At 61.5% G+C, this 13,307-nt stretch carries 11 protein-coding genes; 6 read left to right on the top strand and 5 right to left on the bottom strand.

Going from position 1 to position 13,307, the window contains the following annotated elements; translation table 11 throughout:
* Positions 1–240: 240 nt before the first annotated feature.
* The 3 genes from AADW18_RS02100 to AADW18_RS02090 all read right to left on the bottom strand — a co-directional run bounded on the left by AADW18_RS02100 (position 241) and on the right by AADW18_RS02090 (position 3,618).
* On the bottom strand, positions 241–2,751 hold the full coding sequence (locus AADW18_RS02100; RefSeq protein WP_337342103.1) for a cation-translocating P-type ATPase: 2,511 nt from the start codon (positions 2,749–2,751) through the stop codon (positions 241–243).
* 58 nt (positions 2,752–2,809) lie between these two features.
* A complete protein-coding gene (locus tag AADW18_RS02095) occupies positions 2,810–3,373 on the bottom strand; it encodes a GNAT family N-acetyltransferase (RefSeq protein WP_337341686.1) in 564 nt (187 codons plus the stop codon).
* A 92-nt stretch (positions 3,374–3,465) separates the two neighbouring features.
* Positions 3,466–3,618, bottom strand: a complete 153-nt coding sequence (locus AADW18_RS02090) for a L,D-transpeptidase family protein (RefSeq protein WP_337341685.1) — start codon at positions 3,616–3,618, stop codon at positions 3,466–3,468.
* A gap of 171 nt (positions 3,619–3,789) precedes the next feature.
* On the opposite strand from AADW18_RS02090, the gene adhP reads away from it, so the two are divergent.
* From adhP to AADW18_RS02075, 3 genes are all read left to right on the top strand, one after another.
* Positions 3,790–4,818, top strand: coding sequence for an alcohol dehydrogenase AdhP (gene adhP, locus AADW18_RS02085; protein WP_337341684.1), 1,029 nt, complete (start codon positions 3,790–3,792; stop codon positions 4,816–4,818).
* A gap of 133 nt (positions 4,819–4,951) precedes the next feature.
* Positions 4,952–5,395: a CBS domain-containing protein gene (locus AADW18_RS02080; RefSeq protein WP_337341683.1), complete on the top strand. Its 444-nt coding sequence runs from the start codon at positions 4,952–4,954 to the stop codon at positions 5,393–5,395.
* 609 nt (positions 5,396–6,004) lie between these two features.
* Positions 6,005–6,274 carry a DUF4267 domain-containing protein gene (locus AADW18_RS02075; RefSeq protein ID WP_337341682.1) on the top strand — a complete coding sequence of 90 codons (270 nt, stop codon included), beginning with the start codon at positions 6,005–6,007 and terminating at the stop codon, positions 6,272–6,274.
* A 330-nt stretch (positions 6,275–6,604) separates the two neighbouring features.
* Here AADW18_RS02075 and AADW18_RS02070 read toward each other — a convergent pair whose 3' ends face one another.
* The gene (locus AADW18_RS02070; protein WP_337341681.1) at positions 6,605–7,495 is read right to left on the bottom strand and encodes a pseudouridine synthase; all 891 of its coding nucleotides are present in this window, start codon (positions 7,493–7,495) and stop codon (positions 6,605–6,607) included.
* Positions 7,496–7,717: 222 nt separating this feature from the next.
* Between AADW18_RS02070 and AADW18_RS02065 the strand changes: the two genes are divergently transcribed.
* Genes AADW18_RS02065 through AADW18_RS02055 form a run of 3 tightly spaced genes read left to right on the top strand, consistent with a single transcriptional unit; the run spans position 7,718 to position 12,051 of the window.
* The gene (locus AADW18_RS02065) at positions 7,718–10,102 is read left to right on the top strand and encodes a TonB-dependent receptor (RefSeq protein WP_337341680.1); all 2,385 of its coding nucleotides are present in this window, start codon (positions 7,718–7,720) and stop codon (positions 10,100–10,102) included.
* A gap of 42 nt (positions 10,103–10,144) precedes the next feature.
* On the top strand, positions 10,145–10,822 hold the full coding sequence (locus AADW18_RS02060; protein WP_337342102.1) for a response regulator transcription factor: 678 nt from the start codon (positions 10,145–10,147) through the stop codon (positions 10,820–10,822).
* Positions 10,822–12,051 (top strand): HAMP domain-containing sensor histidine kinase, encoded by a 1,230-nt coding sequence (locus AADW18_RS02055; protein ID WP_337341679.1) that lies wholly within the window; start codon positions 10,822–10,824, stop codon positions 12,049–12,051. The genes AADW18_RS02060 and AADW18_RS02055 overlap by 1 nt, the downstream gene beginning before the upstream one ends.
* A gap of 258 nt (positions 12,052–12,309) precedes the next feature.
* On the opposite strand, the gene gcvA is transcribed toward AADW18_RS02055, so the two are convergent.
* The gene (gene gcvA / locus AADW18_RS02050) at positions 12,310–13,221 is read right to left on the bottom strand and encodes a transcriptional regulator GcvA (RefSeq protein WP_337341678.1); all 912 of its coding nucleotides are present in this window, start codon (positions 13,219–13,221) and stop codon (positions 12,310–12,312) included.
* Positions 13,222–13,307 lie beyond the last annotated feature (86 nt).

Here is a 13,307-nt window from a genome sequence, read left to right as displayed (position 1 = left end):
TGCCTTCCACGATCGCCGCGCTCGCATAGTGTTCGTCGAACAAACACATGATTCGCACCCGTGCGGCAGGGTAGAAGTGCGAGCGTGCGCTTTCATGAGTTGGTTTGCTGATAGGGTAAGACTGTCGATTGCCTGGCATGTTGATCTCGATCAATCACCGAGACGAAGCCGACTTGACGTTCTGGATCAGTACCAAGTGCTCCTCACAGCAATGCCACCGTCAGCCGTTGTGGCCCGGGATCAGGTGCCGCTTGTCGCCGGGGACTGCCAGATCCTGCCGAAGCGAGCGGCAAGCGCCAGTGCTATCGAGGGAAGCAGCAGTGCCCCCGACAACGCTAAGGGGGTGATGGGCGCAAATCCGAACCATTGCGCAGGACCGGGCACGAGCACCGCGAAGACCAGCAACACAAGCGAGGTCGCCACGATGATCAGGAAGGCCGGGTTCGAACGCCGATGCGACGTGCGGGAGCAATGGAGAGCCAGCAAGCCCAGGTTGCCCGCGATCAGCGTGGCGAACGCCAGAGCGGCTTGGCGTGGCGAATCAAGGCCGCTCCACATCGCCATGGCGTAGGCTGCCGCCACGGCGCCAAACACAACGGTGCCCCACATGACGCTGGCCGCAAACGTGCGCAGGTCGATAAGCTTTGCGTCGGCGCGTCGCGGTGGGCGCTGCATCAGATCAGCTGCCGGCGGCTCGCGTTCGAGCACGATGGAGCTGGCGGGATCGATGATCATCTCTAGAAACACGATGTGCAGGGGCAGCAGGATCAAGGGTGTCCCCAACAGCAGCGGCATCAGGGCCAAGCCGGTGATCGGCACATGTACTGCAATGATGTAGCGGGCAGCGCGCTGGATGTTGTCGTAGATGGTGCGCCCAAGACGGATGGCTCTCACCACGGAAACGAAGTCGTCATCGAGCACGACGATGGATGCGGCCTCGCGTGCGACATCCGTGCCGCGGCCTCCCATGGCGACGCCGACGTGCGCGGCAGCCAGGGCGGGCGCATCGTTGACCCCGTCGCCTGTCATCGCCACCACTTCGCCTTGGGCCTTGAGCGCTTCGACCAGGCGCAGTTTGTGCTCGGGACGGACCCGCGCGAAAACATCGACCCGTGCCAATAGTTCGGCCAGCTCGCTTGAGTCCAGGCCCTCGAGCTGGCGGCCCAGCGCCACCTCGGGCCGTTCGCTGATACCGGCGGTTGCGGCGATCGCACGAGCTGTTTCGATGTGGTCGCCGGTCATCATGATCGCGCGCACGCCAGCAGATCGTGCTTCAGCGACTGCGGCAGGCACTCCCGCACGTAGCGGGTCTGCCAGTCCGAGCAGTCCACGCCACTGGAAGCGTCCTGAGCGCAGTTCCGCGGGTGCTTCTGCTGCGCCAGGAAGGATTGCTTCGGCCGCTGCGATCACACGCAGACCGCCCGCCGCCATGGACGCGGCCTGAGCCAACACGCGCTTCTGGTACTCAGGCGACATCTCGCACAGTGCCGCGACAGTTTCCGGGGCGCCCTTGCATGCGATGTATACGCCAGTGCCACCCTCTGTACGCCAGGCGTTAGCGTAGATCGGCAAGCTTGGCGACACTGGATAGCGGCGGAGCCATATGCCTGGCGCAGATTCCTCGGTCTGTTTTCCAGCAGCTTCATTGATGGCACGATCCATCGGATCCAGCCCATCTTTATCGGTAGCCAGCGCTGCGCAACGGAGCAGCATCCGTGTGCTCGCATCAAGGAGCTGATCGCACATGATGCTGGTGCCGTCGCTTCCCACCAATCGCGCCAACGACATGCGGTTCTCGGTAAGGGTGCCGGTCTTGTCGGTGCACAATATGGTGACGGCGCCAAGCGCCTCTATTGCGGGCGGCCGCCGCACCAGCACGCGCTGGCGCGCCATGCGCCACGCGCCCAGTGCGAGAAACACCGTCAGCACCACCGGAAATTCTTCCGGGATGTTGGCCATCGCCAACGTGATACCCGCCAGCAGCGCGTCCAGCCAACCACCTCGCAGCGTCACGTAAAGTGCGATCACCAGCAGGCAGGAGGCGACGCCGATTGATGCGAACCACGCGACGAGCCGCCGCATCTCACGTTGCAGTGGAGTAGGTGCGCTTCTCAGACCGCCGAGACTGGCGCCTATCCGCCCAATCTCAGTGCGAGAGCCTGTCGCAATCACCGCGGCGTCTGCTTGCCCGCGTACCACCATCGTCCCCGCACACACTTGGCGTGTCCCGATGTCGATGCCGGATGCGTCACGGCTGACAGGTACCGATTCGCCGGTGAGCAGCGATTCGTCGAGGTGGAGATCATCGCTGGCGAGCAAGCGCGCATCGGCAGGCACGCGATCGCCCTCGCTTATGCGGATTACGTCGCCTACGACCAAACCTTCCGCCGGCACGCACCGCAGTAGACCATCCCGCAGCACACGGGCCACGGGGCTGCTCAGTTCCCTCAGGGCCTGCAACGCACGTTCGGAACGCCATTCCTGATAGAGGGTAAGGACAACCACCGCCAGCACCGATACAGCGAGTGTGGCAGCGTCACTGGCTTCGCCGAGCACCAAGTAAACCAATGCAGCGGCGATCAGCAGCAACAGCATCGGCTCACGCAACACGCTGACGATTAATCCAAACCATCGCCGTGTTTCAGGTTCGGGCAATCGGTTCGGGCCGTCACGCATCAGGCGTTGGGCGGCCTCTGCTGATGAGAGGCCAGGCCCGGGCAGTGTTTCGGGTGCAGTCCGGTGGTCCGCCATCTCAGGCACGATCCATCTCTAGCAAGAGGAGCCCTGCAGCGCCGGCCAGCTCAAGCTTCTATTGCGCGGCTGCCAGCCGCAGTGAATAGATGATTTGGCGCGCATCTTCCGGGTCGGGACGGGATTGGAAACCCAGATCCCGCGCCAGTTCGTGCATGTCGTTGTTCTCGGCCAGATCCGTGGATTCCATCAGTTGCAAGCCGCAGTCCCGCGCAACGGCAATCAAGTGGCGCATCAGGGCGGTACCCAGCCCTTTGTGCTGCCATTCGTCAGCCACCACCACCGCGGATTCGCAGTGCCCAGCGCTGTCAACGGCATATCGGCTGACACCGACGATCTTGTCTTTCCCGGCTTCCGGGATCACCGCGGCCAGGGCCACGTCGTTGACATAGTCGATATTGGTGAGCTGATTGATGAATGCATCGCTGGGGTGGGCGATCTGGCCCATGAAGCGGAAGCGTTTGGACTGCGCGGAAAGGTCTTCGATAAAACTGCGTTCGGCGCTGGCGTCCTTGGAGCTTATAGGGCGGATGAGGACCAAGCTTCCGTCCGATAGCCGTTGCGTCCAGCGGGGGTGGTCCGGCCCGGCAGGGGAGGACGAAGATGGGCAGTTAGCAGTCATGACAGACTCCGGTGCATACGGTAGGCGCAGCATCGGCGAAGCAAGATATCTCCGGATTGATTTAGATCAATCCAACGAGAGTCAGCGGCTCGCTAGGAGAACACACCGGTCGGTGTTTCGTAATTGGCCTTGCCGGTGCTCACATTCGATACGCCGATGCGTACGCCATTGCGGTGCACGTAAGCACGTCGCTCCGCCAAGCTGACGATGATCGTGACCGGCCCCTGCGGCGAAAGCTGCGGCATCCACCGGTAGCCCTGTCCGGCAGCCGCGGCAACCCGCCGACTGACGATTCCTGGGACAGCAATACTGCTATCTCCAGGAAGACCGCATTCATTTGATTCATGTCAAGCGCGGATCTTCGCTTGCGTCGCAAAGTGGGCCCACTCACCCGCGGAGTACGACCGTGAAAAAAAATGATGAAGGCTGCTGTAGTCCGCGAATTCGGACAACCGCTCACCATCGAGGACGTCCCTGTACCGACGCCCGGCCCAGGCGAAGTACTGGTTCGAATACTCGCCTCCGGTGTCTGCCATACCGACCTGCACGCCGCGGACGGGGATTGGCCTGTCAAACCTACACTGCCTTTCATTCCCGGCCATGAGGGCGCCGGCATCGTGGCCGCGATCGGGCCGGATGTGCACGATCTCGATGTGGGCGATGCAGTTGGCATCCCCTGGCTGCACGATGCGTGCGGTGCGTGCGAATACTGCATCACCGGCTGGGAAACTCTTTGCGTGCACCAGCACGACAGCGGCTACAGCATCAACGGTACTTTTGCGGAGTATGCGATTGGTTCCGCGGCCTACGTTGCCCGGTTACCGCAGGACTGCGATTTCGCGGCGATGGCACCCATCCTCTGCGCCGGCGTGACGACATACAAGGGAATCCGTGAGACCGAAGTAAAAGCCGGCGAGTGGATTGCGATATCGGGAATAGGTGGACTTGGCCACTTGGCCGTCCAGTATGCGAAAGCGATGGGGCTCCGTGTAGTTGCCTTGGATACCACCGCGGAAAAGCTTGCGTTGGCGAGCGCCCTCGGCGCCGATGTTACCGTCGATGCGAAAGCCGCGGACGCGGTCGGTCGGGTCATCGAGCACACTCATGGTGGCGCGCATGGAGTTCTGGTGACCGCCGTTTCTACGCCTGCCTTCTCGCAAGCGCTAAGCATCGTGCGCCGCAAAGGAACGGTGAGCTTGGTGGGACTGCCGCCGGGAGAATTCGGCACTCCGATCTTCGATGTCGTGCTCAAACGCATCACCCTGCGCGGCTCGATCGTCGGCACGCGCAAGGACATGGCGGAAGCCATCGATTTCGCTACGCAAGGCAAGGTGCGGGCCACAATCAGCCACAGAAGGCTGGAGGATATCAACGAGGTTTTCGATGGTTTAAGGGCCGGAACCATCAACGGTCGCATCGTTCTGGATGTAGGCGCGCCGGCATGAACGCGGTTTCGGGGGACACCAGCAAGATGTTGGCCCGCCTGGCGCCGCCATTGGCACGCAGGATCATTGATCGGGATCAACGACGTGTTATGAAGTGCCGCGGAGAATAGTCCTTCCGAGCCTAGGAGGCCTTATGCGCATCGCCGATATCTGCACGTCCAGGGTTGAATACATCAGTCTCAATGCGTCCGCCCGCGATGCCGCGGAGAAGATGCGCGAATCCCGAATCAGTACGCTGGTCGTCCTGGCGCACAATGGGACGACACCGATCGGGATCCTTACCGATCGCGACCTGGTGCTGAAAGTGCTCGCGAAAGGCGCTTCGGCAGAAGCGGTGTCGGTCGGCGATGTCATGACCCGGGACGTCGGTACGTGCAAGGGCCGCCATGAGCTCTTCGATGCCGTCCAGATCATGCACCGCTATGGCGTGCGCCGGCTTCCGGTCTTGGATGAGGACGGTGCAATGATAGGCTTGGTTTCGGCAGACGATATTTATTCGGCACTCGCTGCGCATATGCGCGAGCTCAGCCAGGCAATGCTCCGCGAGCAACTCCATGAATTGGAGGCGCCCCAGTGAGGCGGCCAGCGAGTATCGCTCTGATCGAGCCGGTTCTTCACCTGATCGCGCCGCGACAAGCGATTGCATGTTGCGGGGCAGTGATCGGACCACATCACTAGTTCACAATCAAACATCATTTCAGGTGCGCCGATGTGGGTGCTTCCCCTGACGGCGAGTCTCAAGGAGGTGCATTGCAAAGCATGCCAGTATCAGAACATAGGGTATGACAGCAAAGGCGTACGCCGGGTGACGGCTCAATAAGTAGTAGACCGCCATCGCTACGATAGCGATCAGGATAATGAGCCAAATTCCGCTGCCAGCGAACACAGAAGGAAATGCCATGGCGGCGCTACTCCACGCGTGAGTGCCGGATATGGTGGCTCGTTTGCCTCGTGCAGTATTGATTTGGATCAATGCTCTCGCTCGCCGCAGGCAATGCGTCTCCTCACATAACTGGATCGTCCTGTCGTTTGACTACGTTAGCGAGTTCTCCTTTTACCGTGATGGTGATCCTCCAGTATCCGGTACCACTGGTGTTCTTCGCATCGGCCATCCAGTTCACTAACCGCTTCGACAATCTACACGTGGCAAAGAAGGTGATCATCGATCTGAATTGACACCAGCGCGGTGGCGGCGCTGGCTGACTGGATCAGAATCTATGCATCGAGAACGCTGTTCATCGCACTCATTATCGGCTACCTGCTTTACCGAAAGCATTTCAAGATCCTAGCCGCAGCCTCGCTACTAGGCACTGTTATGCCAGTCGCAGATGCATGGCTTGCGTATCAAGCATCGGCGGGCGACAAGGTAGTTCTCAAACATGTTGCCACTGCCTTGTTCCTCATCATTACCTTCGCCATTCTTCGTTCAGTGGCCGGGCGCGGACAAAATGCGTAACAGTTCATTCAAGCCGAAGCCGCTACGCGGCTCGACTTGATTAGGCGCCAGGTGCCTATGATGGCTGCTAACAGTTCAAACAGTCTCCGATATTGGTTGTACATCATAGGAGGCATTACCTTGACCGGCTGAATCGAGACGACGCGAGCCCACCGCCTCCGTCAGAGCGAACGAATGACGAGCTCCACAAAACATCAATCGCGCCGATCAATGTAAGCCTCTAAGCAAGTTGAGCGTAGTGTTCGGCGCAGAGTGCGGGTACTGACCGACTCGAGCATCCGATAAGGGGCCGTTATCGACCCAAAGCAGACGTTCGCTATGGTTCGTAGATTAGGCCTGGAGCAGGAAATCGCTGGAGAACCTGCGCTCGACGCCACGCAGCGGATCGATGAACGCCAGCCGTTTGGCCAGCAATTGCAATGGGGCCGAGTAATCGCCTGCCGCGCGGTGGGACAGTGTCGGATACATTCCATCGTTGGCGATCGGCGCCCCAAGCGCGGCCATGTGCACACGCAGCTGGTGCTTGCACCCGGTGATCGGCGTCAACGCATAACGCCAGTACCCATCGTAGCGCGCGACGACGTCGATCCGGGTTTTACTGTTCACCGGACCTTCGATCTCCTGCATGCGGAAGAACGGTTCACCGGCGACCATCCGGCTGGAGCGGATGCACGGAAATTCGACGTTTGGCAACGCTGGTGCAATCGCCTCGTAACCTTTTTCGATCCGTCGCTCGCGAAACAAGGCCTGGTAACACGCGCGGCTTTGCGGGTTGCCCGAGAACAACACCAATCCGGCGGTGTCGCGATCGATCCGATGCAGTGGCACCAGCGATTGGTTTCCGGTTCGGCGGATCAGCCGGCCCAGCAGGGTTTCATGGACATGGGCACCGGCAGGCGTGACCGGCAGGAAATGCGGTTTGTCCGCCACCAGCAAGTCGGCATCGGCGTGCAGCACGACTTCATGGAACGGGATCGGCGGTTCGTCGGAAACTTCGCGGTAGTAATGGACTTCGAGCCCGACCCGATACGGCGTTTCCGGCGTCAACCATCGCCCATCGCTGTCCACGACTCGCCCTCGCGCCATTCGCTCCAGCCATTGCAAGCGCGCCACTGCCGGGAACCGTTCGCACAGGCAGTCCAGCACCGTCGGCCACGCGCCCGGCGGCAATTGCAATGTGCTAGCACCGAGTCCATCGATGTTGGGGGGACGTTTTCGCATGCGGCAGTGTGCTCGCCATGTGCGGTTTGCATCAATGCCGACGTCAAAGTCCGCTTATGGCCGAAAGCGGACGTCTAAGCGAGGGCAGGGAAGGGCAGCTTCCGACCCAAAGCGGACATCCTAGGGTTCGCGCCAAGATGGTGACCTTTTGGCGACATTTGCATTGTTAGTTTCGCACTGCTTCATCAAGTGAACACAGCCAATTCTTGGGGGTAGCGCGATATGAATCAGTACTTGAGACGGGCATTGTGGTTGGCTATTTCGACGCACTTGATCGGATTCTCCCTGTCCGCCCACGCCGCGGAGGCGCCCGGCGCCCTGACCATCATCGTCAGGGATCAGTACACCGACCGGCCACTTTCAAGCGTGCAGGTCACGATCACGGAACGGGAAACCGCCTTGGCGCGATCTCTAGAAACCGATTCGCAAGGTCGCATCGTCGTTGAACAGCTCGATCCCGGCCTCTATTCGGTAAACGTGACCAAGGCCGGGTTCGCTCCCGTATATGAGCCAAGCATACGCGTCATTACGCGGAAGAACTCCAGGATCGAACTCGAACTTGGAGCCCCGACGTTGGAAGAAGTGGTGGTTCAAGCACGGGCACTCGATGCATTCGCATCACCCTCCAGCACCTATCTAGATCGCGAAGCCTTGCGAGGTGCCGTTGGCGGCGGCGCGGATCCGCTGCTCTCGCTGGACGGCCTGCCGGGCCTGGCTTCCTCCAGCGAGTTCGCAGCTTTCAGCGTGCGCGGCCGGGGCCCTCGGGACAACCTGATCTTCGTCGACGAGTTCCCCTTCGACAAGGCGGTGCACTTCGATGCGACGCTGGGCGAAGACGAGGACGTCGGTGGCGGCGGCCGTTTCTCGATCTTCGCACCGAACGTCATCAGTGGTGCCGAGTTCTCTCCGGGCGGGTGGGGTCCTGCGTATGGCGGAAGGGCTGGGTCGCTGCTCAAGCTCGACGTCGCCGACGGCAGCCCAAGCCCGTCAGCGAGTCTGCGCCTCGACCTGGCAGGCAACGAAGTCGGCTACGACGGGCCGCTCGGCATCACGGAAGACGCCACCGTGCTCGTGTCCGCCCGCCGGCTCGATTTCGGTGCCTTCTTCGAGGACATCGAAGAACTGGACATCGGAAATCCCGTGCTGAGGGACATCATCGTCAAGTCGGCCGTGCCGATCACCCCGTCCAACACGCTCGAGGTGCTGCTCATCGATACGCGCGAGACATACACGCGCGGCGTGACCCACGTCTTCGAGTCGCCCAACTTCGAAGATGCATCGCTCTTCGATTTCAGACAGGACAGCGATCTGTACGGGCTGACCCTGCGATCCTTGATCGGTCAAGACGCTGTCTGGACCAACAAGGTGTACCACCGGGCCAGCAACAAGATCAGCTCGGAGGGCGAAGCATTCCCTGATCTCGTGCCTCCCGGATCGCCCGCCTCCAGCTTCCCGGTGCGGGAAGACATCATCACCGTTACCGAAGACGAGACCGAGATCGGCTGGCGCAGCGACTTCGCGACGGTGAATCGATGGGGTGCTTTCAATGCAGGCGTCCAGCTGACGCAGATCGACCTGGACTACAACACCGTGCTGGACGGTGACTGGATCCGGTACGTCTACGACGGCGATGACTTCCGGCCGGACCCGGGGCAGCGCTTCATCGTGTTGACGCCGGAGAACATCAACGCTTCGCTGAGCCGGAAAGCGACCAGCTACGCGGGCTACGTGGACCAGGTCTTCAAGCACGACACGTGGGACCTGCGCACGGGCGTACGGCTGGAACGGGATGGCCTGACGGAAGAAACCCTCGTGTCGCCGAGGTTCAGGGCAACCTGGCAGCCGGGCCGCAGCTTCAGGTACTTCGCGACCGCGGGCATCTTCCACCAGTCGCCGCGGTTCTTGGACCTCGCGGCCAATGAGGCGAACACGCTCGAGAACGAGAAGATCACGCACGGGAGTGTCGGCCTCGAGTACTTCCCGAACGACAGCTGGTCGGTGTTGACGGAAGCCTATTACCAGGATCTCGCGAATCTTGTGGTCGACCTGGATCGGGCGAGCGGAACGTTCGCCAATATCGGCGAAGGCACGTCCTACGGCTTCGATGTCGTGGTCAAGGGCACGATTCGAGAGGGCCTCTACGCGACCGCGACCTACTCGTACAACGATGCGGAGGTGGACCGGAAGGACGGCCGTGGCGCCGTCGCCGACGAGTTCAGCCGCGAGCATGTGGCGACCCTCGGGCTGACCTGGGAAATCACCGATCGCTGGAAGGTGGCTGCGCGCTACAAGTATCTGTCGGGCAGGCCGGAGGACGCCTTCATCATCCACGAAGACGTGCTGGGCGCCGGGCAACCCGTGCGTTACTCAAGGGAGACGACCGAGCGCGGCGTCGGTCGCAAACCGGGTTACGGCGTGCTTAACGCCCGTGTCGATTATCGGCGCGCATTCGGCCCCATCGACGTCACGGCCTTTCTCGATGTCATCAACGTCACCTCGGCATCGTCGACCGACGACACCGAGTTCGATTACCGCAGGGGCGTCAACGTGAAAGACGACAGCGAGGCCGAGCCGCTGATCGGACTTCGGCTAGACTACGCTTGGTAAATGGGGAGTCGGCAGATGGCACGCGCTCTTGATGCTGCGCCCATCAGGGCGTTGATCGTCGAGGACAACCGCGACATCTGCGGGAACATTGCCATGTACCTCGAAAAGCTCGGCTATGTCCTGGATTTCGCCCACGACGGCGTCACCGCGATGAACCTGGCGCTGACGAATCCGTTCGACGTCATCGTCCTGGACCTCATGATCCCGAGGATGGACGGCCTGACCTTCTGCCAGAAGTTGCGGGCCGATGCCGAGATCGAAACGCCCGTCCTGATGCTGACGGCGAGGGATACGCTCGACGACAGGCTCAAAGGGTTCGACGCCGGAGCCGATGACTACCTGGTCAAGCCATTCGCGCTGCAGGAGCTACATGCGCGCATCCGGGCCCTGTACAAGCGGAGCCACCGGAATGCCGACAACCTGCTGACCGTCGGCGACCTGACATTGAACCGGTCCACGCTGCAGGTGCATCGGGCGGGGCGACGGGTCGAGATCAACCCTGCCGGCATGAAGCTGCTCCGACGATTGATAGAGAAGTCCCCGTCCGTCGTGGATCGCGATGAGCTCGAAACGCTGCTGTGGGCCGACGAGCGGCCGGATGGCGATGCGCTTCGCTCGCACATGTACAAGCTGCGGCAGGCAATCGACAGGCCCTTTGACCGGCCATTGATCCATACGGTGCATCGCATCGGATACCGAATCGCAGAGGATTCCCAGTAATGCTGCGACAAAGTTTGCGCAAACGTGTTGAGTATGCGTTCGCGCTGTGTGTCGTCGGACTCAGCGTGGCCTGGGGGCTCGCGTTCTACGCGGCCATCAGATTCAGCGAAGACCGGGTACTGGTCAATCAACTGCAACGCGCCGCCGATAACTATCCTGATCTCACGACAAGTCTTCAGGGCTACGACGATGCCGGTAGCTTGCCGGAATCCCTGAGGGAATGGGCGCAGGCAGGTCCTGATGAGGGCATGTACGAGTTCGTCGACGAAGAGCTGCACGTCGCGGTCGTCCCCGCCGACAATGCGAGGGGGCGCGCATTTGTGGTGTTCGATGTCGCCGGGATCGAGGCGGCATCCTCCGAGGACTGGTGGTGGCTCCTCGTCATCACCGGTGTGGTGGGTGTACTCGGCGCGCTGGGTTTCGGGCTGGGAGTCGTGGTGATGCGGAGAGCGGTCGCACCGGTGGTGCAGCTCGCCGACGTAGTCGCGGGCATCGACCTGGAGCATCTGTCGGCCGGAGACCACAAGCTCATTGAGTCCAGCCGGTTCGGAAGGGACGAGGTCGGCGTCCTCGCCGGTGCCATCGAGAAGACGCTCGAGCGTATCAGCGCGTTCGTCATGCGCGAGCGGGACTTCACCGGTTCTGCCAGCCACGAGTTGCGGACACCCATCACCGTGATCACGGGCGCGCTCGAGCTGCTGGAGCAAAGCGATCTGTCGGCCGAAGACGTGAAGGCGGTGGATCGGATCCGGCGAGCGACGCTCGAGATGAAGTCCACGATCGAGATGTTCCTGTGCATCGCTCGCGAAGCCGACGACGGGCTGTATGGCGAACAGTTCCTGGTCGCGCCCTTGGTAAGCCGGGCGGTCGACCAGCAGCGCTACCTGCTGAACGGCAAGCGCGTCGAAGTCGACATCGAAAGTCTGGCAGCACCCGTCGTTCGCGGGCATCCGCAGGCCTTCCTCATCGCCGTCACCAACCTGATTCGAAACGCGTTCGAGCAAACACCCGGCGGGCAGGGACCGATCATGGTTCTCCTCAAGGAGCACGAGCTTCTGGTCACCAACCGGTTGGGCGGTGACGAGGTAGGCCGGCTCACGCCGGCCGGCTCCTCTTCCAACGGACATGGCCTAGGACTGGGCATCGTCCAACGACTATGTGAGCGAAATGGCTGGGAATTCTCCCTGCAAGTGGACGAGGCGCACGTAACCGCCTGTCTTTCCTGGTGAGCACCACATTGCCACCATCCCACGTGATACGAGCGGTCTGCCCAACATCTTCCACACACGTCAGATAAGCAGCATCGCCGATGACACAAAGTCCCGAAATGCAGGGGGGCTTTGCTTACGAGCCAATGAACGCGCTGGAACGTATTGAGGCCTAAGAGTTGAGAAGCCCTAGGAAGTTTCCATGGTCCTTCAGCGATGTCCGCTATCGACCGCGGATTCAACTGGTCGATGCGCTCAACGTCCGGGCTTCGTAGGAAGCTATGCCTTTTCCGCGGCTTCCTTTCGCAACCAGCGGCAGAAAGCTTCGATGGCAGGATGCGTGTCGGCGTCGCGTCGGCGGACGAGCCAGAACGCATAAGCGTTTGCGAGCGAAAGATCGAATGGCTTAACCAGCCGGCCACGTTGTAGATCCTCCTCGACCAGTGGGGCGACGCCCAGTGCGACGCCATGCCCGGCGATGGCCGCTTCCTGTGCCAGGTAGATGCTTGCGAAGACCGGGCCCGTGGTTACGTTCACCTGCGCTGCATCGGCGGCTTGCAGCCAGTCGGACCAGTCCGGCACACCAGCGCGGCCCGCTGCACTTTCGTCGTGAAGCAGCGTGTGGTGCCGCAGATCGTCAGGGACCGCCAATGGCCGCTGCCCGTCGCTGCGCAGGGAAGGGGAGCACACGGGAAAAACCGTTGCGTCCATCAGTCGTTCGGCAGTGACGCCGGTGTAGCCACCGGCCCCGTAGCGGATGGCGACATCGATGCCATCGCGGGCGAAGTCGGCGGGGTCGTTCCCCGTCTCGACGCGCACCTTGACGTCGGGGCAATCACGATGGAAGCGATGCAACCGTGGCGCCAGCCATTTGGCAGCGAAGGATTCAATGGTGCTGACGCGCAGGTTCGCGGTCGTGCGCGTGGTAGCGCGGTCCAAGGCCAGATTGAGCAGCCCGAACAACTCGCCCAGCGATATCGCCAGCGCCTTGCCTTCGCTGGTCAGCTCCACCGAGCGATGGCCCCGATGGAATAGCTCGACGTCCAGATAAGCCTCCAGGCGCTTTACCTGGTGGCTGACCGCCGCCGGCGTGACGAAAAGCTCAGCGGCCGCCGCCTGGAAACTGAGCTGCCGTGCGGCGGCCTCGAACGCGCGCAGGGCGTTGAGCGGTGCGGGATGACGGGGCTTCACGGTCTCGTCGGGCAGTCGTAGCTCCGGCGCATGCTATCAGGTTATTTTTTTTAACCTAACGGCAAAAACATATCGTTTGTCGTCGC

The sequence above is a fragment of the Pseudoxanthomonas sp. CCNWLY206-1 genome, assembly GCF_039710385.1.
Taxonomy (GTDB): domain Bacteria; phylum Pseudomonadota; class Gammaproteobacteria; order Xanthomonadales; family Xanthomonadaceae; genus Pseudoxanthomonas_A.
The sequence above is the reverse complement of the archived record's forward strand: the minus strand, read 5'-3'. Positions and strand labels throughout refer to the sequence as shown.

Excerpts from the sequence above, each read along its gene's own strand:
- AADW18_RS02080 (WP_337341683.1), top strand. The coding sequence starts at position 4,952 with ATGCGCATCGCCGATATCTGCACGTCCAGGGTTGAATACATCAGTCTC.
- AADW18_RS02090 (WP_337341685.1), bottom strand. The coding sequence starts at position 3,618 with ATGCCGCAGCTTTCGCCGCAGGGGCCGGTCACGATCATCGTCAGCTTG.
- AADW18_RS02095 (WP_337341686.1), bottom strand. The coding sequence starts at position 3,373 with ATGACTGCTAACTGCCCATCTTCGTCCTCCCCTGCCGGGCCGGACCAC.
- AADW18_RS02055 (WP_337341679.1), top strand. The coding sequence starts at position 10,822 with ATGCTGCGACAAAGTTTGCGCAAACGTGTTGAGTATGCGTTCGCGCTG.
- AADW18_RS02100 (WP_337342103.1), bottom strand. The coding sequence starts at position 2,751 with ATGGCGGACCACCGGACTGCACCCGAAACACTGCCCGGGCCTGGCCTC.
- AADW18_RS02065 (WP_337341680.1), top strand. The coding sequence starts at position 7,718 with ATGAATCAGTACTTGAGACGGGCATTGTGGTTGGCTATTTCGACGCAC.
- adhP (WP_337341684.1), top strand. The coding sequence starts at position 3,790 with ATGATGAAGGCTGCTGTAGTCCGCGAATTCGGACAACCGCTCACCATC.
- AADW18_RS02070 (WP_337341681.1), bottom strand. The coding sequence starts at position 7,495 with ATGCGAAAACGTCCCCCCAACATCGATGGACTCGGTGCTAGCACATTG.